Annotated in this window: 26 protein-coding genes; 18 read left to right on the top strand and 8 right to left on the bottom strand. The window is 48.6% G+C overall.

Annotated elements, in window-relative coordinates:
* Positions 1–100: 100 nt before the first annotated feature.
* Positions 101–1,873 (bottom strand): arginine--tRNA ligase, encoded by a 1,773-nt coding sequence (argS, locus tag ACNQKP_RS14600; protein WP_417865509.1) that lies wholly within the window; start codon positions 1,871–1,873, stop codon positions 101–103.
* Entirely contained in the window at positions 1,870–2,460 is a 591-nt protein-coding gene (locus ACNQKP_RS14595; protein ID WP_417865507.1) for a hypothetical protein, read from the bottom strand. Before ACNQKP_RS14595 ends, argS begins: the two co-directional genes overlap by 4 nt.
* 383 nt (positions 2,461–2,843) lie before the next feature.
* On the opposite strand from ACNQKP_RS14595, the gene ACNQKP_RS14590 reads away from it, so the two are divergent.
* Entirely contained in the window at positions 2,844–3,377 is a 534-nt protein-coding gene (locus tag ACNQKP_RS14590) for a tyrosine-type recombinase/integrase (RefSeq protein WP_417865505.1), read from the top strand.
* Here ACNQKP_RS14590 and ACNQKP_RS14585 read toward each other — a convergent pair whose 3' ends face one another.
* Positions 3,378–3,710, bottom strand: coding sequence for a hypothetical protein (locus ACNQKP_RS14585; protein ID WP_088565221.1), 333 nt, complete (start codon positions 3,708–3,710; stop codon positions 3,378–3,380).
* A 192-nt stretch (positions 3,711–3,902) separates the two neighbouring features.
* Here ACNQKP_RS14585 and ACNQKP_RS14580 point away from each other — a divergent pair, with 192 nt between their 5' ends.
* The 4 genes from ACNQKP_RS14580 to ACNQKP_RS14565 are packed head-to-tail and all read left to right on the top strand — an operon-like array spanning position 3,903 to position 6,949.
* Complete coding sequence (locus ACNQKP_RS14580; protein WP_417865503.1) at positions 3,903–4,514, top strand: 2OG-Fe(II) oxygenase family protein; 612 nt, start codon at positions 3,903–3,905, stop codon at positions 4,512–4,514.
* A 1-nt stretch (position 4,515) separates the two neighbouring features.
* Entirely contained in the window at positions 4,516–5,262 is a 747-nt protein-coding gene (locus ACNQKP_RS14575) for an ABC transporter ATP-binding protein (RefSeq protein WP_417865501.1), read from the top strand.
* Positions 5,259–6,020 (top strand): ABC transporter permease, encoded by a 762-nt coding sequence (locus tag ACNQKP_RS14570; protein WP_011164471.1) that lies wholly within the window; start codon positions 5,259–5,261, stop codon positions 6,018–6,020. Before ACNQKP_RS14575 ends, ACNQKP_RS14570 begins: the two co-directional genes overlap by 4 nt.
* On the top strand, positions 6,017–6,949 hold the full coding sequence (locus ACNQKP_RS14565) for an ABC transporter substrate-binding protein (RefSeq protein ID WP_417865499.1): 933 nt from the start codon (positions 6,017–6,019) through the stop codon (positions 6,947–6,949). Before ACNQKP_RS14570 ends, ACNQKP_RS14565 begins: the two co-directional genes overlap by 4 nt.
* Positions 6,950–6,991: 42 nt before the next feature.
* Here ACNQKP_RS14565 and ACNQKP_RS14560 read toward each other — a convergent pair whose 3' ends face one another.
* Entirely contained in the window at positions 6,992–7,855 is an 864-nt protein-coding gene (locus ACNQKP_RS14560; protein WP_417865497.1) for an alpha/beta fold hydrolase, read from the bottom strand.
* Positions 7,856–8,027: 172 nt separating this feature from the next.
* Between ACNQKP_RS14560 and ACNQKP_RS14555 the strand changes: the two genes are divergently transcribed.
* The 10 genes from ACNQKP_RS14555 (at position 8,028) to ACNQKP_RS14510 (ending at position 15,846) form a co-directional block, all read left to right on the top strand.
* Complete coding sequence (locus ACNQKP_RS14555; RefSeq protein ID WP_417865495.1) at positions 8,028–8,585, top strand: YceD family protein; 558 nt, start codon at positions 8,028–8,030, stop codon at positions 8,583–8,585.
* 72 nt (positions 8,586–8,657) lie between these two features.
* Positions 8,658–8,843: a 50S ribosomal protein L32 gene (gene rpmF, locus ACNQKP_RS14550; RefSeq protein WP_011164465.1), complete on the top strand. Its 186-nt coding sequence runs from the start codon at positions 8,658–8,660 to the stop codon at positions 8,841–8,843.
* A 30-nt stretch (positions 8,844–8,873) separates the two neighbouring features.
* On the top strand, positions 8,874–9,869 hold the full coding sequence (locus tag ACNQKP_RS14545) for a beta-ketoacyl-ACP synthase III (protein ID WP_417865493.1): 996 nt from the start codon (positions 8,874–8,876) through the stop codon (positions 9,867–9,869).
* A 2-nt stretch (positions 9,870–9,871) separates the two neighbouring features.
* Positions 9,872–10,846 carry an ACP S-malonyltransferase gene (gene fabD, locus ACNQKP_RS14540; RefSeq protein WP_417865491.1) on the top strand — a complete coding sequence of 325 codons (975 nt, stop codon included), beginning with the start codon at positions 9,872–9,874 and terminating at the stop codon, positions 10,844–10,846.
* 78 nt (positions 10,847–10,924) lie between these two features.
* Entirely contained in the window at positions 10,925–11,674 is a 750-nt protein-coding gene (gene fabG / locus ACNQKP_RS14535) for a 3-oxoacyl-[acyl-carrier-protein] reductase (protein ID WP_041583536.1), read from the top strand.
* Positions 11,675–11,789: 115 nt separating this feature from the next.
* Positions 11,790–12,026: an acyl carrier protein gene (gene acpP / locus ACNQKP_RS14530; protein ID WP_011164461.1), complete on the top strand. Its 237-nt coding sequence runs from the start codon at positions 11,790–11,792 to the stop codon at positions 12,024–12,026.
* Positions 12,027–12,032: 6 nt separating this feature from the next.
* The gene (fabF, locus tag ACNQKP_RS14525; RefSeq protein ID WP_417865489.1) at positions 12,033–13,304 is read left to right on the top strand and encodes a beta-ketoacyl-ACP synthase II; all 1,272 of its coding nucleotides are present in this window, start codon (positions 12,033–12,035) and stop codon (positions 13,302–13,304) included.
* Between the two features lie 3 nt (positions 13,305–13,307).
* Positions 13,308–13,784 (top strand): ribose 5-phosphate isomerase B, encoded by a 477-nt coding sequence (rpiB, locus tag ACNQKP_RS14520; RefSeq protein ID WP_417865487.1) that lies wholly within the window; start codon positions 13,308–13,310, stop codon positions 13,782–13,784.
* Positions 13,785–13,885: 101 nt separating this feature from the next.
* Positions 13,886–15,133, top strand: a complete 1,248-nt coding sequence (gene glyA / locus ACNQKP_RS14515) for a serine hydroxymethyltransferase (protein ID WP_417865485.1) — start codon at positions 13,886–13,888, stop codon at positions 15,131–15,133.
* 149 nt (positions 15,134–15,282) lie between these two features.
* Complete coding sequence (locus ACNQKP_RS14510) at positions 15,283–15,846, top strand: M23 family metallopeptidase (protein ID WP_417865483.1); 564 nt, start codon at positions 15,283–15,285, stop codon at positions 15,844–15,846.
* A gap of 137 nt (positions 15,847–15,983) precedes the next feature.
* Here the strand turns inward: ACNQKP_RS14510 and ACNQKP_RS14505 are convergent, their stop codons facing one another.
* Complete coding sequence (locus ACNQKP_RS14505) at positions 15,984–16,961, bottom strand: hypothetical protein (RefSeq protein ID WP_417865481.1); 978 nt, start codon at positions 16,959–16,961, stop codon at positions 15,984–15,986.
* A gap of 404 nt (positions 16,962–17,365) precedes the next feature.
* Here ACNQKP_RS14505 and ACNQKP_RS14500 point away from each other — a divergent pair, with 404 nt between their 5' ends.
* Positions 17,366–17,656: a hypothetical protein gene (locus ACNQKP_RS14500; protein ID WP_417865479.1), complete on the top strand. Its 291-nt coding sequence runs from the start codon at positions 17,366–17,368 to the stop codon at positions 17,654–17,656.
* 16 nt (positions 17,657–17,672) lie between these two features.
* On the opposite strand, the gene ACNQKP_RS14495 is transcribed toward ACNQKP_RS14500, so the two are convergent.
* Complete coding sequence (locus ACNQKP_RS14495) at positions 17,673–18,278, bottom strand: hypothetical protein (RefSeq protein ID WP_417865477.1); 606 nt, start codon at positions 18,276–18,278, stop codon at positions 17,673–17,675.
* 219 nt (positions 18,279–18,497) lie between these two features.
* On the opposite strand from ACNQKP_RS14495, the gene ACNQKP_RS14490 reads away from it, so the two are divergent.
* A complete protein-coding gene (locus ACNQKP_RS14490; RefSeq protein WP_417865475.1) occupies positions 18,498–19,415 on the top strand; it encodes a bestrophin family protein in 918 nt (305 codons plus the stop codon).
* A 58-nt stretch (positions 19,416–19,473) separates the two neighbouring features.
* Here ACNQKP_RS14490 and ACNQKP_RS14485 read toward each other — a convergent pair whose 3' ends face one another.
* The gene (locus ACNQKP_RS14485; protein ID WP_417865473.1) at positions 19,474–20,064 is read right to left on the bottom strand and encodes a YceI family protein; all 591 of its coding nucleotides are present in this window, start codon (positions 20,062–20,064) and stop codon (positions 19,474–19,476) included.
* 442 nt (positions 20,065–20,506) lie between these two features.
* Between ACNQKP_RS14485 and ACNQKP_RS14480 the strand changes: the two genes are divergently transcribed.
* A complete protein-coding gene (locus ACNQKP_RS14480) occupies positions 20,507–21,646 on the top strand; it encodes a patatin-like phospholipase family protein (RefSeq protein ID WP_417865471.1) in 1,140 nt (379 codons plus the stop codon).
* Here ACNQKP_RS14480 and ACNQKP_RS14475 read toward each other — a convergent pair.
* Positions 21,643–23,508, bottom strand: a complete 1,866-nt coding sequence (locus ACNQKP_RS14475; RefSeq protein ID WP_417865469.1) for a potassium transporter Kup — start codon at positions 23,506–23,508, stop codon at positions 21,643–21,645. The two genes, ACNQKP_RS14480 and ACNQKP_RS14475, sit on opposite strands and share 4 nt — an antisense overlap.
* Position 23,509 lies beyond the last annotated feature (1 nt).

The raw sequence follows: 23,509 nt of genomic DNA, 5'->3' as shown, positions 1-23,509 counted from the left end.
AAAGATCATGGGTCCAATTGAGTAAAAAGACTAGCGTTAATGCGGGGTATTAGCTCAGGCCTCCAAATTTTCATTTAGAGGCCTTTTTTCTCATTTAAAACTACATTTTCTCCGGTGCAGGCATTCCCAGAACCGCCAGACCATTTTTCAGAGTCATACCGACAGCCTCACTCAAGGCCAGGCGAGCTTCGCGCGTTGCCACGTCAGCTTCTGTGCCGATCGGGCACTCGTGATAAAAGACGTTAAAGCTCTTCGCCAGATCATACAAATAAGTGCAAATCGCTGAAGGCTTGAAGTTTTCCGCTGCCGCCGCGACCGCCGTGTTAAAGCCCCCCAAAGACTGCATCAGCTGTCTTTCAGAAGCGTGATTCAGGCGACTCCAGTCAATTTTTGCACCGGCCGTGCGTGGGAACTTGCGCCCCAGACTGGAAATACGTGCGTAAGAATATTGCACAAACGGACCGGACTCCCCGTCCAGTTTCAACCATTCGTTCATATCAAAGACGATTTTCTTGTTCGTATCCATACGAAGCATGCCATAGAAAATAGCACCTTTGGCCACTTGGCCGGCAATCTTCTCAACATCCTCTTCAGACCATTCGCCTTTATAGCGACTCAGGTATGTTGTCTTCACGTGATCTTCCATGCGGTGAACCAGTTCACGCAGCGGCACGATATTGCCCTTACGGGAACTCATCGCACCATCCGGAAGCTCGACATAGTTGTACTGAAGGTGGAAGCAGTTTTTCGCCTGCTCAAAGCCCAGGATTTCCAAAACGCGGAAGACCTGTTTAAAGTGCAAAGCCTGGCGCATATCGACGACATAAACACTTTTTTCAATCTTCACATCTTCAAACTTGTGTTTTGCCAACAACAAATCTTTCGTCGCGTAAAGACCCGTGCCGTCGGATTTCAAAAGCATGCAGAAGCCCAGCTTTTCAGACTCCAGATCCTTGCCGATGGCCCCTTGAGACATCTCAAGCTTGCCCTCAGCATAAAGTTGCTTCACCCAAGCCGCCGACGGAGAATCCATTTCAGATTCAAAGTACCACTCATCAAAAGTCACATCCGCCCAGGCATAGACCTTTTTCATCAATTCGATGGACCATTCGCGGGTTTCTAACCACAGGTCATAATAAGGACCGGTTTTGCCTTCCAACTGATGCAAGATTGCTGTCAGCTCCTGACGATTGATATCTTCCTGAGGTGTGCCATTTTGATCTTCCAAAAGCAGATTGGCCTTGGAATACATGCGACCCAGCCATTCACCTTTTTCAGTTTCAGGCACTGGCTCTTGATTGTGTTTTTTCATGTACCAAAGACACTTCGCCACGTGCGTACCCATGTCGCCCGGGAAGGTCGAAGAAACGATCTCACGGCCGCTGTAACGAAGCATGCGAACAATCGCGTCGCCCAAACAAAGGTTGCGCATATGACCCACGTGAAGTTCTTTGTGCGTGTTTGGCTGGGAATATTCGATCATGGTCTTCGGGGATTTTTCCATCAGCGGCTTTTTGAAATAGCTGCCATCCAGGATTGTCGCCAGAACCTGTTCACCATGAGTTTGTTCGTCAAAACGGATATTAATATAAGGACCCGCCGCAACCGCTGACACTTTCTCGCCAGAGAATTTCGCCAACTCTTCGGTCAACTTTGCCGCCAGCTGTGGTGGGGCGCTTTTCAGATGTTTGGCCAGAATAAAGCATCCAAAAGCAAGATCGCCCAGTTCGGACTTGGGTGGATTCACCAGGGACTTATAGATTTCATCTTCAAGATTGATGTTTAAAGCCGCCAATTCATTTGGATAAGCGCGCATAGCTGCATCTTTAAGTAGAGTCGTCGCAAGCAATCGAATGGAGTCGTGTTTAATCATAGACCTTTCCAGAAGAAAAATACGCCAGCCCAAGCCAGACCAATAAGAAGGACAACTATACTGATATTTCTGTGGAATTTCAGGTCTTTTTTCAATTCCTGAAGCTCTGATTTCAGCTTTTCACGCTCAGAAAACACTCCGCGAAGCTCTAAAGACAGCTTTTCAATCTCTTCGCGGCGGGCCTGACGTTCCAAATCGACTTCCTGAAGGGCTTTTTGATGCAGAACCTGGGGGCTGGAACCCAGGAAATAATTCGGCGTGAGCCCGGGGATCTTTTCCCGCAGGGCCAAATACCACTGCAAAGCTCTCCAGATATGCGGGGGAGCTTCATCGCCTTGTTTTACCCAGCGGGTCCAACTGGATGGATCGACCATTAATAGTTGCGAAATTTTGCGTTGGGAAAGCCCTAAATCCCCCCGAATTTGTTCCAGATTGCCGATCTGACTTTGGATGACTGCCACCTGAGCTTCGTAATTCATACGCAAAGACGTCTTGGATCGGGGGTTCAAATCATCCTCGATAAACCCCTCGTCAAACGCCCCCTTTTGAAGCTGATCCTCACCTGGACCCCGAACCTTATCCTGCATACAAACCCCTTCTGGACCATTGTATTTCGCAATATTTGTGTTGTTATTCACAATAAATAGCGTTGTATAATACAGATATCTTTCCAGAAGGGTCTTTGCGGGGTCAAGCTAAGTCATTGAAACCACAAAAGAATATTTCCAAGGGTACCCCAGATACCCCTTTTTCAAATCCGCCTAAAGCTTATAGTTATAAGCTTTAGTATTAAGTATCTGTTTTTATTGATTATTTTTATTCTGTATATTTGGGTATTGCCACATAACGCACTGCGTATATTATCAACGCACCACAACTAAACATAAATTATTTACCTATCAATACTTTGGATGCGGCGCGTTGCGAATATCCCCTTGTCAAAACCATCTCGACTTTTGAATGATGAGTTATGGCCACGGCACCTCGGTATCAACTTAATAAGAACAAGTATCTTCTCGCACCCGAATCAGAACGTTTGCGAAAAATCCTCACGGATTTTCAGGACAAGGATCCCCGCAATTGTTTGATGATTTGGACGGCTTTGCGGACCGGGGCCCGGGCTCAGGAAGTTCTCAATATCCAACGGGCGGATTTGAACCCCTACGATGAAAGCATATTCATTAGAGGCCTAAAGGGGTCGAATGACCGCGAAATTCCGGTTCATTCCGATCTTTTCAGCCGACTTCGTCGCTTCGCCGAAAATCAGGGCGGAACGTCGGTTTTTCCTATTTCGTACAATCGGCTTTATCAGGTCTGGGAAATGTATCGCCCCGTGCCAAAGAAGTTTCACGCTTTAAGGCACACGTTTGCGATTGAGCTGTATCAGAAAACGAAGGATTTGCGACTGGTCCAGGTGGCGTTGGGACATCGAAACATCACCAACACCATGGTTTATGCAGATTACGTATATTCTCAGCAAGAGCTACGTAAGTTGATTCTTTAATTACTCTTCCATACCGCGGATTTCAGAAGCCAAGCGGTCAAACTGCTTTTCTTCCGAAGCGCGGTGGCTGATCTTTTCCTTTTTGAAGGCCAAAAGGTCTTTTCTGGTTGGAGCATTGTAAGAAGAGCCGGAGTTTTCCACCACCACGATACGCTCGCGCACTTCCGCCGCTGCGGCTTGTTCGCGGGACGCTTCCAGGTTGTGTTGAACCGTATTATGAAGCTCGTTTTGAGCCTTGGAATTTTCGCTGATCAAAGCGTTGAAATCCGAGATCTTGGCAAAACTGATTGCTGGGATCAGGGTCATTACGGCGATAACTACTTGCTTCTTCATACTTAGCTCCTTGCTGATACAGACTTATAAAGCAAGGGGGATGCCACCCGGGCAGCGATTCTATTGCTTTAGAGGTCGCTCCGCCGCAAAAGCCCCTTACAACTGTCAAAGAAGTAGTTATCAATTCTTGTAATGACACAGATTTAGACCTATGTTGAAAGCACGCAATTACAAGCATTTAGGTGTCTCAAAATGATAAAAACACTCTTCCCCACCTTCATTTACTATGCTCCTTTGGCGAGCAAAGACAAATCCCTGAACAAGGACCTTAAACAAGAGTCCCTGAAAATTGCCGAAGTCGATGAAGAAGGTCAGGTCTGGTCGCAAAAGAACTACAAAGGCGGCTTCACCTCTTACGGTTCCATGAGCCAATTGCACCAGTTTTCATCCACCTTTGGGGATCTGGAAAAAGAAATCAACAAGCACGTTCGCAAGTTCGTAAAACATCTTGAAATGGACATCGACCCGAAAGAGCTGCGCATGTCTTCGTGCTGGGTGAACATTATGCCCACCGACGTTATTCACACCATGCACTTGCATCCACTGTCTGTAATCAGCGGGACTTATTATGTTCAGACGCCGAAAAACTGCTCGGCGATCAAGTTCGAGGACCCGCGTCTGGATTCGTTTATGGCGTCACCACCACGCAAACACAACGCCAAGGTACACAACCAGCGCTATCACTCACTAGAGCCTCAGGAAGGCCACGTGGTGCTGTTTGAATCCTGGTTGCGCCATGAAGTACCCAAAAATGATTCTGACAAAGAACGCATCAGTATCAGCTTTAACTACGACTGGGTGTAAAGTGAGCGGAGCCCAGGGGATTCAAATTGAAAAACTGAACAAAAGCTTCGGCAAAAGGACCGTGATTGAAAACATGGATCTGATGGTCGAACCCGGTTCGTTCATTTCAATTGTCGGACCTTCAGGGTGCGGCAAGTCCACACTGTTAAGACTTATGGCAGGACTTGAGGCCGCCAGCTCTGGCAGTGTGAAACTGACCTTGCCTGACGCCCCTTCCAGTTTTGTCTTTCAAGAACCCAACCTGCTGGCATGGCGAACCGTTTATGAAAACGTATATCTGCCTTTTGAACTGAATCATGCTTTTAAAAACCTGCCGGATGAAGAACGCAAAAACAAAGTCCAGGCGGCACTGAAAAAAGTCCACCTGACAGAGGCTCAGCACCTTTTCCCGCATCAATTGTCCGGCGGGATGAAGATGCGTGTGTCTTTGGCGCGTGCGCTGGTCAATTCCCCAAAGCTTTTGTTGATGGACGAACCCTTTGCGGCTTTGGATGAAAGCACCCGCTTTGAAATGCAAAACCAGCTTCACGAGCTTTGGCATTCCGAACGTATGACGGTCGTGTTTGTGACGCACTCTTTGTTTGAATCCGCTTTTTTGTCTGAACGAGTGGTGATGCTCAAAGGGCAGGGAGCACCCATCGTCTTTGATCAAAAACTGGCGCTGCCAGAAAGACGGCAGGAACACTTAAGAACCTCCGAAGGCTTCAATAAGATCGTTGAAGGACTTTCTGAAAGGCTGCGCGCATGAAACGTTTTCTGCCGGCCTTTATCAGTTTTATTGTATTGACCTTAAGTCTTGAAATTCTGGTTCGTGGCGGGTGGGTGAGTGAGACCCTGCTTCCCTCCCCTTCCATGATCGTTGCAACTTTGCAGGAGCTTCGCGCTGATTTTGCGGTGGCCTTCAAAGAAACCCTGATCAATGTTCTTGCGGGATTGGGTTTAAGTGTTCTTGTGGGCGGCTTGATTTCATTTGTGTTTTCAATGTCGGAAACCTTGAAGCGGGCGATTTTGCCGTTTGCGGTGTTTTTCCAGACAGTGCCAATCATTGCGATTGCCCCTTTGCTGGTGATCTATTTCGGCTTTGGTGCCCCCACTGTGATTGCTTCAAGTTTTATTGTTTCATTGTTCCCGATTATCGCCAACACCCTGATGGGTCTTGAAAGTGTCAGTGAATCACAAAAAGATTTATTCAGGATTTACCGCGCCACTCGTATGCAGACTCTGTGGAAGTTAAAACTTCCCCATGCTTACAGCTATATCTATTCCGGCCTTAAAATCTCGACTGGTCTGTCGATTATCGGTGCCATCGCCGGGGAGTTCGTGGCTGGCGGGGGTTTGGGTGCTCTGATTGATTCTGCGCGCACCCAACAGCGGGTCGATATTGTCTTTGGCGCCCTTTTGTTGTTATCACTGATGGGACTTCTTTTAATGGGCACCTGGGCTTTGCTTCATAAGTTTATACTCAGCCGCCGTCCCCTGGCCTCTTCCACACAAGGAGAATTATGAAAACCATGATCACCCTTTTATTTTCTATGCTGATGACATCAACAGCCTTTGCTGCCAACACGCCTGTGACATTGGCGTTGAACTGGAAAGCGGAGCCTGAGTTTGGTGGGTTCTACGCCGCCTCTTTGCAGGGCTTCTATAAAGCACAAGGTCTGGATGTAAAAGTGCTTGAGGGCGGGTCTGGAACACCCACCGTGCAGATGCTTGCAAACAACAAAGTTGATTTTGCCATCGTCAGCGCCGATGAACTGATCATTTCCCAGGACAAAAACAAAGTGAACAAGGTCAAAGCCCTGTTCGCGGTTTATCAAAAATCCCCTTACATCGTGATGACCCACGCAGAAAGAAACTTTAAAAGCCTGAAGGATGTTTTCACCAACGAAGGCTTCCTGTCCATGCAATCAGGGCTGCCATATTATCAGTATTTGGTGCAAAAATTCGGAAAGCCCAAAGTCCGTGTCGTGCCTTATTTGGGTGGCGTTAGCAACTTTGTCAACGACATGACCTTTTCCCAGCAGGGCTTTATCACCATTGAGCCTTTAAGCGCCGAAAAAGCCGGCGCCAAAGTTAAAAACTTCCTGATTGCGGATGAAGGTTTTAATCCTTATCTGGTGGTTCTGGCGACCACAGAAGAGACCTTGAAGAACAAACCCGAACTGGTGCAAAAAGTTCTGACTGCCACTCGTGAAGGCTGGGCCCAGTACCTGAAAGATCCCAAAGCCACCAATGAACACATGGCCAAATTGAACAAAGCCATTGATCTGGAGACCTTTAATAAGGCCGCCGACATTCAAAAGCCCTTGATTGAAACAGCCGGCACTACTGTGGGCTCCATGACCGATGACCGCTGGGACACTCTGGTTCAGCAGATGAAAAAGCTGAAGCTGATCAAGTCCACACCAAAAGCTTCTGACTTGTACGTTAAGTAAGAAAAAGCCACCTGATAAAGGTGGCTTTTTCTTTTTCAGCGCTCACATCGCACGGGCATCAAAGTCCCGTGGAGCTTGTTTGTATTGATGTTGCAGATGACGTTCCACTTTACCCACGAAGGTGCGGATGTTTTCGGCGACCTCTTCAGGTTGTTCGATCACAAGGGCAAAGCCTGCGTGGTGGATGGTTTTGTATTCACCGGCCGGAAGAGCTTTCGCCATTCGGCGGTAAGCTTCCAGATTGGAAGGTGAATCCTCGTCACCGGCCAGAACCAGAACGGCACAATGGACTTTGTTCAGGTCTTCACTCATGTCGGTGCGACGGAAGATCTGCAAAGCCGAATCCATTTCGTCTGGTTTCATGTGTTTGATATGACTCAGCCATTTTTCACGACGGCTGACTTGAATTGGATCTTTGGTGGCGCGGAAGGTGTCTCCGAACCACATTTTAGCGAAGTCATTGACTCCGGCTTTCATACCTTCTTTCTTGATATTGGCGACAAAGCCTTCCATGGCTTTGATTGTTTCGTCGCTTTCACCTTCAGCGACCGCTCCCATCAAAGTGCAGCTTTTCAGCAGATCAGATCGATGGATGGCCAGCCGCAGGCCGATATAGGCTCCCAAACAGTTTCCTACAAAGTGGCAGGGTCCGACACCCAGTTGCTCAATAAGCGCGGCCACATCCTTGGCGCTGCTTTCCAGGCTGGGGCTGACAGTGTGTTCACTGCGACCCAAGCCGCGGTGATCATAGGTGATCACACGATAGTCATCCGCCAGGATGCGGGCGATGGGCTCATAAACAGTGGTGTCTGTATAAACAAGAGGACTCAGCACGATGCAGGGGGCGTCTTTGGGACCATGATCTTCATAGTAATACTCATGTCCATGCAGTTTTAAAGTAGCCATATAGACCCCCTTTGGCTTTCAATTAAAGCCTACTCCCGCTATATAGCCCCGCAAGGCCCACTGGACGAAATCAGTCCTTGACCAACCGCTCCAAATTCACTACAAAGTTCCGTTCCCCGATTACAATGCACTATGGGCCCCCAGAGGCCTCTGGGGAACCTGAGGAGTTTCTATGAAGATCAAATTGAATGAAGTCCCTGAAGAAGGCCGTGCCTATCACTGGACCACTCAAACTGGTGAAGCCAATGCGGTTTTGGCTGACATCGTTGGCAAAAACGCCTACGACGCTGAGTTTTTCATTAAACCTTTGAATTCCAAGGACTTCGAGCTGACCGGCAGAATCAAGACCAAATCCCCGGAAGTCTGCTCCCGCTGCGGAAATGACTTCAATCTGCCAGTCAGCGAAAGATTCCACGAAATCCTGATCCCCAAGCGCGAACAGCCCCGCGCCAGCAAGTATTCCAAGGTGAACCACGTCAGCGACCTGCCAGAAGGCGGCCCTGAGGTTTCTGAATACGAGAACATGGTTTTTGATATGAGCGAATACCTGCATGAAGTGGTGGCTCTTGCTGCGCCTTTTAATCCGGCATGTCCGGAAATTGGCGAAGATGGGAAACCCTCAGATTGCAGAATTCCCGAGTCAGGACAGGGTCTTATCTACGACGAACAAATGCCTGTGGAAAAGCCGCAGAATCCATTTGCAGCTCTAAAGAATTTAAAACTCAATTAAATTGTTGATTTTTATTGTTCTTTGGTTAAATTAACGTGCTTTGCTAAATACTGATTTAAAACGAGGTTTGAAATGCCAACTCCTAAGAAGAAAACATCCCGCTCCAAGCGTGACATGCGCCGCTCTCACGACGGTCTTACTGCTCCAGCTATCGCTGTAGAAAAAAAGACTGGTGAACTTGTTCGCCCTCACCGCGCACACAAAGGTGCTGACGGTGCTTTGTATTACAAAGGCAAACAAATCAGCGCAGCGAAGTAATCTCGCTTCATAACAGAATAGGTTGACTCCATGGCAGGAATGTATCGATCTCGAGTTTCAGGGATAGGCTCCTATCTACCGGAAAAGATTCTTTCAAATAAGGATCTGGAAAAAATGGTAGAAACAAACGATCAGTGGATCGTTGAAAGAACCGGGATCGAACGCCGCCATATCGCCTCTGAAGATCAGGCCACTTCTGATCTTTGTGTCATCGCCGCCAAGCGCGCTCTGGAAGACGCTAATCTAAAAGTCGAAGATATCGATATGATTCTGGTGGGCACCGTCACTGGTGACCATCAAATGCCGTCTACTGCGTGCTTTGTCCAAGCGAAACTTGGAGCAAAAAACATCATGGCTGTGGATTTGAACGCAGCTTGCTCCGGCTTCCTTTACGGCGTCAGCATTGCCGACCAATTCATCCGCACAGGCATGTACAAAAACATCCTGGTTATCGGTGCAGAAGTCCTTTCCCGCTACATGAACTACAAAGACCGCGAAACCTGCATTCTTTTCGGAGACGGTGCTGGTGCGTGGGTCATGTCCCGTGCAGCCGAAGGCCAGACAAACGTTATCGAAAGCTCTCACCTGCGTGCCGACGGCACCTTGGCGGATCTTCTGATCCTTCCATCTGGTGGCAGCAAAATCCCGCAGTCTCACGAAGCTATCGACAAAGGTCTGAACTTTATGACCATGAAGGGCCGTGACATCTTCAAGAACGCGGTTCGCACGATGGCGTCCTGTTGCCAGGAGGCTCTGGAGCACAACAAGGTTGCACCTGAACAGGTCGACTGGATTGTTCCTCACCAGGCCAACAAGCGCATTATTGAGGCGGTTGCTGATCAATTTAAATTCCCAATGGAACGCGTGATTGTCTACCTTCAGGAAACTGGTAACACATCTGCTGCTTCCATCCCTCTTGCATTCGACTGGGCCGTTAAAAACGGCAAGATCAAACGGGGTCAGACTATTTTGCTTACCGCATTCGGTGCAGGTCTTACTTCCGGCAGTATTCTATTGAGGTACTAAAAATGTTTACACTTGTATTCCCAGGACAAGGCAGCCAGCAACCTGGCATGGGCCGCTTTTTGTTTGAAAACTTCAAGATCGCTCAAGAAACTTTCGAAGAAGGTTCTGAAGCTTTGAAACAAGATATGAAAAAACTGTGCTTCGAGGGCTCTGAAGCCGACTTGGCTTTGACCGAGAACACTCAGCCGGCACTGCTGCTGGTTTCCACAGCCACTCAACGTGTGCTGACGAAAGAGTTCGGTGTAAAAGCCTCTGTGGCGGCCGGTCACTCTATCGGTGAATACGCGGCCCTTGTTGCAGCGGGTGTGACTCGTTTTGACGAATCCATGCGTGCTGTGAAAACCCGTGGTCAGGCGATGCAGTCTGCAGTTCCTGTGGGTCAAGGTGGTATGGTCGCTGTGTTGGGTCTTGAGCCTGATCAGGTCGAGACACTTTGTAACTACGTTGTGAAAAACTCCGGCGTGGGCCCTCTGTCAGCTGCCAACTTTAATTCTCCAGGACAAATCGTTATTTCTGGCTCCCAAAAAGCCATCAACTGGCTGAAGGACAACTTCAAGCCAGAAGCGATTTTTTCTGAAGCGCCAAAACGCGCAAAGCTCATCCCACTGACAGTTTCAGCGCCTTTCCATTGTGAAATGATGAAGCCTGCCGAAGACAAGATGAGAGAAGTCCTGACCGCGATGAAATTTGAAACGGCGGCCTTCCCGATCATTCAAAACTTCCACGCCAAAGCTGAAACCGATGGTTCCATCTTGCGTGAAAATCTGATTCGTCAGGTATCAGCCCCTGTGCGCTGGACTCAGAGCATGGAAGTTCTTAAAGGCATGGGTCACTCGCAAGTTATCGAGTGTGGCGCTGGTAAAGTCCTTCAAGGTCTGCTTAAAAAAATTGATGGGGATTTCTTCAAAGTCATGACCACAACTTCCATCGAAGATGTGAAAATTATTGAAGAATTTCTGAAAGCTACGAGTCATTAAAATTTCTTGAGCTTTATTCGGAGTTCGGTCAAAGTGTGCTGAAAACAACACAGGTTATTGCTTAAAAGGATTTTGCACATGAGCGGAAAGTCGCTTCAAGGAAAGAAAATTGTTGTCACTGGTGGCAGCCGCGGAATTGGCGCTGCTATCGTTAAGCTTCTTGCTGATGAGGGCGCTCAAGTTGCCTTCACTTACTCTTCCCGCGAAGAGGCCGCTCAACAGGTGGCTCACTCTTTGACCGGCGAAGGTCACTTTTACATTAAAATGGATATCGCGAACGAAGAATCTGTGAACTCTGCTGTAGATCACATTCTGGAAAAATGGAGCGACATCGACGGCGTTGTGAACAATGCCGGCATCACCAAAGACGGTTTGCTTCTGCGCATGAAATCAGAAGATTTCGATTCCGTGGTGAACACCAATCTGCGCGGCACTTTCCTGGTGACCAAAGCCTTCACCAAACCCATGATGAAAGCGCGCAAAGGTTCCATCGTGAACATCGTGTCTATCATTGGTGAGACAGGCAACGCCGGTCAGGCGAACTATGCCGCTTCCAAAGCCGGCACGATTGCGTTTAGCAAATCCGTGGCTCTGGAACTGGGTTCCCGCAATGTGCGCGTGAACAACGTGGCACCTGGATACATCGCAACAGAAATGACAGATGTTCTTTCTGAAGATGTGAAATCCAAAATGATGGAGAAAATTCCCTTGGCAAAAATCGGCGAAGGATCCGACGTGGCGCAAGCCGTGCGCTTCCTTTTGAGCGATGAATCCAAGTACATCACCGGTCACACCTTGGATGTGAACGGCGGAATGCACATGAACTAAGCTCGCGAATAAACTCGCGAATACTTCATATCGCCTAGGAGCGACATGATAGAGTTCTAACACTAGACTAGACTTGTAATTTAAGTAATATTGAACGCACTATTAGGAGGCATAAATGGCTATTCATCCAAAGGTTAAAGATATCATCGTTGAACAACTTGGCGTAGATCCAGATAAAGTTAAAGCGGAAGCTTCTTTCATCGACGATCTGGGCGCAGACAGCTTGGATATCGTTGAACTTGTGATGGCAATGGAAGAAGAATTCGATCTTGAAATCCCTGACGAAGACGCTGAAAAGCTGAAGACAGTTCAAGACGTAGCTTCTTACCTTGAGAAAAAAGGAAAAGCTTAATTCATTATGAACTCCCGATTTGAACGTCCATCCAAACCACAAAGAAGAGTTGTCGTCACCGGAGTAGGCGCAGTCACTCCCCTTGGTAATACCATTGAGGAGAGCTGGGCAGCTGCAACCCGTGGTCAATCTGGGATCGCCAAGATCACCAAATTCGACACGACAGGCTTTGATGTGACTTTTGCCGGCGAAGTAAAAGGTTTTAATACAGACCAATACATCGAGAAAAAAGAGCAAAAGAAAATGGACGAGTTCATTCACTACTCGATCGCAGCTTCCAAAATGGCCGTGGAAATGGCCAAGCTGGAACTGACCGAAGAAGTGAAGAATCAAGCGGGAGTGATTATTGGTGTCGGTATCGGTGGTCTTGCGAACATCGAAGAAACCGCCATAAAAATGAAGGAAAGAGGACCGGGCCGTATCAGTCCGTTCTTCATCCCTTCTGTGATCACGAACCTGGCCGCGGGTCAGGTGACGATCTCATTGGGACTGAAAGGTCCTAACTATTCTGTGACTTCCGCGTGCGCTTCAGGTGTTCACTCTATCGGGGATGCGGTTCGCTATATTCGCGACGGCGTGACTGATGTGATGCTTGCAGGTGGCGCAGAAAGCACGATCTGCGGACTGGCTGTTGGAGGCTTTGCTTCCATGCGCGCCCTGTCCACCCGCAACGATGCTCCTGAAAAAGCCAGCCGTCCTTGGGATAAAGACCGTGACGGATTTGTTTTGGCAGAGGGTGCGGCGGTTCTTTGCATCGAATCCCTTGAGCACGCCATCAAACGTGGCGCCAATATTCTTTGCGAAATCACAGGCTACGGAGTTTCCTCCGATGCTTATCACATGACTTCCCCGGCTCCAGAAGGCGCTGGTGGTTATGCGGCGATGTCCATGGCTTTGAAAGACTCTGGTCTGAAAGCGGAAGACATCAACTATATCAACGCTCACGGCACAAGTACGCCGGTGGGTGACGGCCTTGAAACCGCGGCAATCAAACGCCTGCTGGGTGATCATGCGAAAAAGGTCTGGGTTTCCAGCACCAAGTCCATGATGGGTCACGCGTTGGGCGCAGCTGGCGCAATTGAATCTGCTTTCTGTGTGATGGCAATTCGCGACCAGGTGGCTCCTCCAACGATCAACTTGGAAAATCCAAGTGAAGACTGTGATTTGGATTACGTTCCTAATGAGGCACGTAAAGGTAAAATCACCAATGTCATCAACAACAGCTTTGGTTTCGGTGGAACCAACGCTTCTATGATCTTCTCGAAATACGAAGGATAAGAAATGATTGTCTATGTTGGCTGCGATCACGCTGGGTTGGATTTAAAACTTAAAGTGATGGCGGCTCTTCCAGATATCCAATGGAAGGACATGGGCACTCACTCCGCTGACTCTGTCGACTATCCGGACTATGCCAATCAGGTGTGCCGTGAAGTTGTTAAAGTGGAACTTCAAAATCAAAAAAACAACCTGATTGATTCTCAAAAAGGCCCGGCTTTGGGTCTTTTGATCTGTGGCTCCGGCCAGGGCATGGCCATTCGCGCCAACAAGTTCCCACAAATCCGTGCGGCACTTTGCTGGAATAACGATATCGCCCGCCTGTCCCGCGAACACAATAATGCGAACGTTCTTTGCTTGAGCGAACGTTTCACATCCCCCGATGATGCGGTGAAAATGCTGCAAACGTTCCTTTCAACATCCTTCGCCGGTGGACGCCACCAGCAGCGTGTCGACAAGCTTTCAAGCGACACTGGTTGTTGAGACTTTTAAATTCCTGTCTTTCAAGGGATACTTTCATCATCTGATTTAACATCACGACTAAAATCAAGGCGCAGTTTGAACCTGCGTTAAGGAGTCCGTCTATGCATTCAACTTCACTCAGCTTAGCCCAAGTGGATCCGGAAATTCTGGCAGCCATCAACAAAGAATCTGAACGTCAGCAGTTCGGCCTGGAAATGATCGCTTCTGAAAACTACACCTCCAAAGCTGTGATGGAAGCACAAGGTTCTATCCTGACAAACAAGTATGCTGAAGGCTATCCAGGCAAACGCTACTATGGCGGTTGCGTGAATGTGGACACCGTCGAATCTCTGGCAATTGAAAGAGCAAAGAAACTTTTCGGCGTTCAGTATGCCAACGTCCAGCCACACTCTGGATCCCAGGCCAACATGGGTGTTTACCTGGCAGCCTGCAAAGCGGGCGAAACTATCTTGGGCATGGATCTTTCTCACGGTGGGCACCTGACTCACGGGTCTCCGGTGAACTTCAGCGGGATGCTGTTCAAAGCAGCTTCGTACAAGCTGGATCCGGAAACAGGTCGTTTGAATTATGATACAATCCGCGCCACAGCAAAAGAGGTTCAGCCGAAACTGATCATCGCAGGCTACAGTGCTTACCCGCGCACCTTGGACTTTGCAAAGTTCAAAGAGATCGCAGATGAAGTCGGCGCTCAACTGCTGGTGGACATGGCGCACTTTGCAGGTCTTGTGGCGACGGGCCATCACCCGTCCCCGGTTCCATATGCCGATTACATCACCACGACCACACACAAAACTTTGCGCGGTCCTCGCGGCGGTATGATCCTGACGAACTCAGAAGAAAAAGCCAAGACCATGAACTCCCGCATCTTCCCTGGCATCCAGGGTGGACCGTTGGAGCACGTGATTGCCGGCAAGGCTGTGGCCTTCGGCGAAGCTCTTAAACCAGAGTTTAAAGACTACTCCGGCAAGGTTGTCAGCAATGCAAAAGTTCTGGCAGAAGAACTTTTGTCTGCAGGCTTCAAGCTTGTGACTGGCGGCACTGACAACCACTTGATCCTGGTGGACCTGAGCGATCGTGAAATCACCGGTAAGCTGGCTGAAAATTCTTTGGATGAAGCTGGTATCACTGTGAATAAAAACACTGTGCCAAACGAAAAGCGCTCTCCATTTGTCACAAGTGGTGTTCGTATCGGAACTCCGGCATTGACCACGCGTGGAATGGGTCCTTCAGAAATGAAGCAAATTGCGAAATGGATCGGCCAAGTTCTGAATAATGCTGAAGATGCTGCGGTGAAAAACCGCGTGCATGAAGAAGTAAAAGAGCTTTGCAAGCAGTTCCCGATTTACTAAGTACGTCCCAAACTGACAAAGTGTTACGAAGCCCTCAGAAATCTGAGGGCTTTTTTTATGGCTTTAAGCAGTGAAAATGCCTTTATTTTAAGCTGGTCTTTGGTCAAAAAATTCTTTGGATCCAAGGGCTTATGTCGTATACTCAATCCATGACACCAGGATGGAATCAGCTCGTTAAAATTGCAGGATGCATTGCCACGTTGGGAACTTTGGGTTCCTGTACGACTTTTCACACCCCCCTTTCACGCGAATATCTGGCACCCAATGGCGGTAATAGCGCCCGTGTGGCCGCTTCAGATCACAGCCCCCGTATCGAACAGTCTTTGACTTTTGATTGGCCTGTGGATCGCGCGCGCATGACCCGTGGGTTCTTACCCAATAAGCGCCGTCCGCACCTGGGCATTGACCTGGCAGCACCTAAAGGAACGCCTATTTTGGCCTCCCAGGCCGGCACAGTGATCTATGCGGGTCGTGAGTTCCGTGGATATGGAAAAATGGTTCTGATCGAGTCTGGCAACGGTTGGGCAACGCTGTATGCCCACTTTGACAAGATCCTGGTCTCTGAAGGCCAGAAGGTCCGCCAGGGCGAAGTTGTCGGCGCCATGGGCCGCACAGGACGCGCTACCGGGGTTCACCTGCACTTCGAAGTCAGAAAGGACCGCGGACCGATTGACCCGCTTCCGCTGCTTCCTTCAGTCACCGCTCAGTTATAAATTAAAAAAACAAAACCCGCTCACAAAAGCGGGTTTTTTATTTTCCGAAACATTCAGCATGAACGTCTTTATGTTTAAGAAATAAAAAAGGCCACCCCAGAGGGCAGCCTTTTCGTTTTCCTAATTTCCGTCGGGAATTAGAACAAGTTCAAGTTAGCAGAAACTGCTACGTTTGTTCTGTCAGCGCGAACATCTTTAGGAGTGAACTGTACGTTTGGATAAACGTAGATGTCACGAGTAACGGAGATACCAACACCAACAGACTGGTATGGTTCCATTTGGATCAAATCGCCGCTGTCTTCGTACTTAGCAAATTGGAAGTAACCAAATACTGTTCTGAAAGAGTAGTCGTCGTTGAAAGCGTACTCAGCAAATGGGAACAAGCCCACGCCGTAGTCATAACGCAAATCGCCTGGAACGTTGAAAGAACCTTTAGCGATGTCTTTATCTAGAGACAAAGACAAACCACCCTGCCATTTGGAATCACCGAAGTCAGCAAGCACAGTTTGGCTTACAGACAGGTTGCCCATCAGGTTGTAGTAATCAGTTTGATCTTCTTCAGTGTAGTGAGAGTAAGTCACGCTGGAGATCATCTGCATGTCCATTGCACGGTAACCGTGGCTGTAGTCCATGTATGGAGTGGAAACTTGAGTACGTTTTACATCAGCACCTTTTCTGGAAGCGCGTGGATCTTGGAAATCCTTAGTGATGTCGCCTTCAAGTGGAGCCATGATAACTACACCAGTACCGAAAGAAAGGTTACCACCTTTGGATACACGGTAGTTAACACCTACGTTACCGGACAAAGCAGTCAAAGACTCGATTGTCGCAGAAGCGCGGTAGTTAGGACGGATAGAATCGAAAGGTTTTTGCAAAGAGCCGCCGTTGTAACCAAGGCTGGATTTGAAAGACCACTGAGACTTGGAACCAAGCTCAGAACGCATACGAGCATTCGTGATCTCCTGGTCAATGTCTTCTTTTTTCTCTTCAGACTTTTGAACATCAGACACTTTTACAGTGCTAGTGTTTGCATTTTGGTTTTGTTCTTCTGCCTGAGCAGAAACCGCAACCATAGACCCCGCCAAAATCAGTGACATCAAAATTTGTGTTTTCACTGTTTTCCCTTTCAATAATGGTTAATTATGTTTCTTTTCCGTCTTTCGACGTTTAATTTTCAATCATCTCGTTCGGACCCCGGATTATCCCCCAGATCCTTTTTGCCAAAAATGGTCCCAATTTGGAGCCACATAGGCCAATAAGCAAGTAAGGTGCCATGACTTTGGTCGAGCGGCAAAGCAAATCTTGACGGATTTTTAAAAAATCGTTGCGCCATCCCCACTTAAATTCGATTTGAGGACATTTTTGCCAATTTGAGGTGGTATCCTTTTGTATCATTACACTTTCAACCTGTTCAAATGACAGAAGCACATGAAGAAAATTCAGTGCCACTTTGGCCCATGTAAACCTACAAGTTGCCGCCCTCATCAGACCTTCCAATACTAATATGAAGGAGGTTCTTATGGCCGATGCTCAGGAACTCAGCCGCGAACGGGCTTTTTTGCATGATGTCGGAGTCAACCTCAATGGAGCTCTCTTTATCGTGGAGCGACTGATTGAGGAGATCAAAGAAGAGGAAGGTCGACTGGAAAACGATTCCGAAATCGAACGGCTGTTTAACAACCTCGCCACCCACCTGGCCAAGATCGACAGTCAGGTGAAGAGTCGCCATAACTTTCTGTCCGAACTGCTGGATCTGGAAATCCAAAAAGAAAAAAGGAAGAGCACCTTGCAGGACTCCTCCTTAAAATAGTCTGTTATTTGAATTCTTACTTAATCAGACTGGAAGAGCTGCCGCCCGTGACGGCCTGATTCAGGTACCCCACCATGCCGCGAGGATCTGCCTGGTTTGAGCCCAGCAAAGGCAACTCATTACCCGGTGAAAGCCACTGGTAAAGATCCTGATGCTCGGGTTTGGTCTTATCAAAGTAAATGCGAATGCCTTCCTGAATCACGATGCGCCCATTCTGATAGACTTCCATCGCCGCATAATAAGGATTGCACTCGTCATTTCCGCACATGGCGTGATAACGGACGTTGTATCCATTCACATCCACACTGCCATCCACAATCTCGGTGCTGTAGTGATGACTGGTCACCGGGAACTCCGTGTTATTGATCAGAATGGTCGCCATGACCACGCGGGGACCTGGCTGCCCTTGCGGTGTCCAGTATCTTTTGACTCCCACGATGTCAGCTTCCAGCCCCTGGGCTGCCGCCTGCTCACCGGCCTCCTGGGTTTTTGCGCCATCGACAACACTTGCACCCATTTTGTTTTTCGCATAGCGGGCGGCAAACTCAGAGTCCTTCTTCGCACACGCGGTCATCAGGCTGCCTGCAAGCAAAACTGCAAAGATCATCTTGGTTTTCTTCATAAGCCACTCCTTGTTCGATGGACGTCGAACTTTGAAATTGCAAAGCCTTCGCCAACAGACGCAAACGCCGAACCCCCGGAAATCTTTCCTTATTCTCACTCTGAAACGCGTCTCAGAATCGAACACTCCACCCCGGTTCGAACACTTTGCGCCCCTTGTCGCCCAGCTCTTTGACAGACATTCCCTGGAGGCCTAGGCTTATTTTATCGAGGTGTTCACATGGTCATTCGGCCCAAATACAATTGGTTTAAAATGCTGCTGGTGTGGAAGGGCTCGGTTCTGCCCGAGATTCTGCCTCGCCTGATTTTTATCTTCTTTCTTTCAGCGCTGGTTATTTATTTCCATGGCGTGTTTTTCTCTGTCAAAGTTTCCCTGAACCCCACACCGTTCACCCTGATGGGGATTGCGCTGGCGATCTTTCTGGGGTTTCGCAACTCGGCTGCCTATGACCGCTTCTGGGAGGGGCGAAAACTGTGGGGATCCCTGCTGAATGTTTCCAGATCTCTTTCCCGCCAGGCGCTGACTTTTACCGGACTTGAAGCCAATCATGCCGAAAGTCGCCGGTTTCTTCAGCTGATCATCGCTTTTGCTTATTGCACCAAGCACCAGCTGCGCAAGACCAACGCAGCGGCTGATCTGAAGCGACTGACTCCGGAACTGGCCTCCGAGATTTCCAATGCCGAATACAAACCCGCAGTGCTGTTACGGCACTTGGGCCAATGGATTCAGGATCAAAAGACGGCCGGGCGTATTGACAGCATCACAGCCGGGATGTTTGACAAGAATCTAAACGACATGTCTGACATTCTGGGGGGATGCGAGCGCATCGCCAACACCCCGATTCCTTATCCTTATGCTGTGCTCTTGCATCGCACGGTTTATATTTACTGTGTCCTTTTGCCATTTGGGCTGATGGACAGCATCGGCTGGATGACACCGGCGATCTGCACCTTTGTGGCTTATACCTTTATGGCCCTGGATGCGATTGTGAATCAAATCGAAGAGCCTTTTGGCACAGAGGACAACGACCTGGCTTTGAATCAAATGTGTGAAACCATTGAAGCCAGTGTGCAGGAAATGCGCGGAGAAAAAATCACGCTTCAAAGACCCGAAGAAGGTCAGTTCGTATTCAACTAATAAAAAAAGGCATCACGGGTTTCGTGATGCCTTTTAAGTTTGTCTTTGTTAAAGAAAACTATTTTTTCGCAACAAGTTTCAAAGTCAGTTCGAACTCATCATTGATGATTTTGTCACCAGCAAGTTCTTTGAAGAAGTTGCCAGAGCCGTATTTCAGACCCCATTTGGTGCGGTCGATTTTCACAACAGCTTCACCAGTTGCAACACCTTTATCAACAGTCACTTTTGCAGGGAACTCGATCGGGTGTGTGCCACCGATCATAGTGAAATCACCTTTTACAATAACTTCACCTTTGTTTTTGGATGGAGCCACGGAAGTGATTTTGAAAGTGGACGTTGGGAACTTGCCTGCGTTGAAGAAATCTTCAGTGGACAAATGACCTACAAGCTTCTTGTTGTAGCCGGCATCTTTCACGTCAGCGTTTGTGATCGTAGTCATGTCAACAACCACATTACCACCAGTCAACTGACCTTTATCAACCGTCACTTCGCCCTCTTTCACGGAAATACCACCATTGTGGGCGTCGCCCATTTTTTTGGTGCCTTTCCATGCCACAGAGCTGGCTTTAGTATCAATTTTATAAACATCAGCCGCTTGTGCATGAGCAGCCACTACCAATACGAACGCAGCCAAAACAGTTTTAAACATTTGCATTTTCTCCTTCGCAATTCCCGTTGTTTAGCTTCACTGTTAACCATCAAAACTTTCCCGCATAATGTAACAGAGATCAACACAGAAAAGAAATCCCCTCCCTAAATCCAATCGTCAGGACTTTCGGGGCACTTCACATTCAAAGCACTCCTTAATAACCAGAGAAAGCCACAGTTTTCGTTTTCAGTTCTTTTTCAATTGGATTTAACTTCTGAATTTTTTCGGGATTTTGTAAGCCGTATCAAATAGAAAGGGAGTCGAACTGACTCCCTTTTACAAGGCAGGTTTCCCTTCAATGGGACCAGCAACCGAATTAAGATTACTGTGGCCTTGTTCGTGTTCAGTATCGCTTATCTGTATTTTTCTGCAAGTCCAGAAAACGTCTGTCCGCGCCTCCCTTTGTCTCTTAAAATCTAAGTCACAAAAGAAAGGGGGCCCCTTGTCATCCCTCGGTCTTGTTCTATCCGGTGGCGGCGCACGCGGAGCCTACCAAGCAGGAGTCATCAATGCCCTGGCTGAGATCAGCCGCCAGGAAGGGATTGCTTATCCTTTTTCCTATTACACCGGCGTCAGCGCCGGCGCCATCAACACCGCTTTCTTAACCACGGCCGACAACTGCCACATCGGCAATGCAACAGCCAAACTCACGGAACTCTGGACTGGCATCAGTGCCGAGCAGGTTTATGTCAGTGACATTTTTTCTTTATCCAAAGGCGGCATTCAATGGCTGCTGGATCTGTCACTGGGGGGAATGAAAAAATCATCCCCGCATCGTTCTTTGCTGGAAACAAAACCGCTGCATGAATTGATCCGAAAAAATTGTGACTTCAACAACATTCAAAAAAACATCGACGCGAAAAGATTCCGGGCGGTGGCTATTTCTGCTTTGGATTATTTTACCACGTCGACGGTCACGTTCATTCAAGGGGAAGAAAAAACCCCCACATGGACCCGCGTGCGCAAAGTGGGTATCGCTGGCAAGATCACCGCAGATCACGTGATAGCCTCGGCCTCGATCCCCTTATTGTTTCCACCGACCACGGTGGATGGACGGTTTTTTGGAGATGGCAGCATTCGCAACCAATCCCCTTGCGCCCCGGCGATCTATATGGGCGCCCGCAAGCTGATCGCCATAGGGGTGCGCAAGAAGCAGGACGTCTGCTTCGCCTCCAGACACGTAAACACTCACGAAGCCCCGTCCATCGCCCGGGTTGTCAGCGTGATTCTGAACACAGTCATGATGGATGGTCTGGAGGCCGACATCGAACGCCTGGAAAGGATTAATATAAATCTGCAGAAAATTTCTGCCAGTGAGCTTGAAAATGTATCGGTAAAGCCGGTGAAATACCTGTGGATTTCCCCATCGGTGGACCTGGGCGAAGTGGCTTCAATGAAAACCGAGAACCTGCCGCCGATGATCCGATATCTGCTTCGCGGCCTGGGCACACTGCAGGAAGCCAGCGAGATCGCCAGTTTTCTGCTGTTTGAAAAATCCTATTCGGCGGATTTGATTCAAATTGGCTATAAGGATGGCATGAATGCCCGGGAGCAGGTGGTTCGCCTGCTCCATGACGATTAGATCTCGACCTGGATGCCCACTTCAATCACCTGATTCGGCGGGATGCGGAAGAACGCTGTCGGTCGCTGGGCATTTTTGGACATGATCGCAAACAGACGTTCACGCCAGTGCGCCATGCCGGTTTCTCCCGGACGATTTGGACCTTTTTCTGCAATGATGGTTTCACGACCCAGCACAAAAGTTGTTTCATTCACGTTGAAGTTGATGTCACGCTGACGGCAAGCCTCAAGAATATGTTTCATCTTGGGGATTTCCATAAAGCCGTAGTTTGCAATAATACGATAGATATTGGGAATCACTTCCTGAATGGAAATCCGATCACGCTTGGAAACAAACGGTACTTCTTTGGTTTGGATCGTCAGGATCGCCACACGCTGATGCAGAACCTTGTTATGTTTCATGTTATGAAGCAATGGCGCTGGGACCCCCCAAGGGTCACCGGCCATGTAAATCGCCGTGCCCGGTGCACGAAGTGGCGGTTCACGCAGAAGCTTCTGACAGAAGTCCTCAATCGGCATCGAGCGTTCCTTAAGACGGCGGAACAGAATCTGACGTCCCTTCTGCCAGGTCGTCATCAACAGATAAATGATCGCACCAATCATCAGAGGCACCCAACCTCCATGCGGAATCTTATGCACGTTGGCGCCAAAGAAGGCCAGATCCATGATCAGGAAGCTGCCAAAGATGGCCGAAGCCTTCAAAAGACTCCACTTCCATTTCTGACGGGCCACTTCGAAGGCCAGAATCGTGGTGATCAATGTTGCGCCGGTAACGGCAATACCGTAGGCCGCTGCCAGATTACTGGAGGTTTTAAACGTCAACACCAGCCAGATAACGCCGATGAACATAGCCCAATTCACGATCGGAACATAAATCTGTCCGATTTCCTGACTGGAAGTATGAACGATATTCACGCGCGGACAGAAGCCCAACTGGATCGCCTGACGAGTGATCGAGAAAACCCCAGTAATCAAGGCCTGGGAAGCAATCACAGTCGCCATCGTCGACAATATTACCATCGGCAACAAAGCCCACTTAGGCGCAAGCATATAGAATGGATTTGAAACGGCTTCAGGATTATTCAGCAGCAAAGCCCCTTGCCCGAAATAATTCAAAACCAGCGCAGGCAAAGCTACAAAGAACCAAGCCAGACGGATCGGACGCTTACCGAAGTGACCCATATCCGCATAAAGAGCTTCACCACCGGTCACAACCAGGAACACAGAGCCCAACACCAGGAATCCGGCCATTCCATTGTTAATTAAAAATTCGATCCCATGATGTGGCAGCAAAGCTTCAAAGATATGCAGATTTTCCGCCATACCACGAATACCCAACAGCCCCAGCACTGTGAACCAGATCAGAAGAATCGGCCCAAAGACAACACCAATACGTGCCGTACCGTATTTCTGCATCAAGAACAGCGCATTCATCACAAAAATAGTCAGAGGAATAACGTAAGGACCGAACTGTGGCGCAACCAACGTCAGACCTTCCATTGCAGAAAGCACCGAGATCGCCGGAGTGATGATGCCATCACCGTATAAAAGTGCGGCTCCAAAAAGACCAATGATAGTCATGGTCCAGCGGCGCCGAGAAACATCTTTGGAATGCTGACTGCGTACGGCCAGAGCCATCAGAGAAAGAATTCCTCCTTCGCCCTTATTGTCTGCTCTTAAGACAAAAGCCATGTACTTGACACTGATAGCAAGGATCAGTGTCCAGAAGATCAAAGACAAAATCCCAATCACATTCTCTGGCGTTGCTGCCAAACCATAGTGACCGAAACACTCTTTCATTGCGTACAAGGGGCTTGTTCCGATATCTCCGAACACCACACCAAGGGCGCCTAAGGCGAGCATT

This window comes from Bdellovibrio bacteriovorus, assembly GCF_048286975.1.
Taxonomy (GTDB): Bacteria; Bdellovibrionota; Bdellovibrionia; order Bdellovibrionales; family Bdellovibrionaceae; genus Bdellovibrio; species Bdellovibrio bacteriovorus_H.
This window is presented reverse-complemented; position numbering and strand designations above follow the sequence as displayed.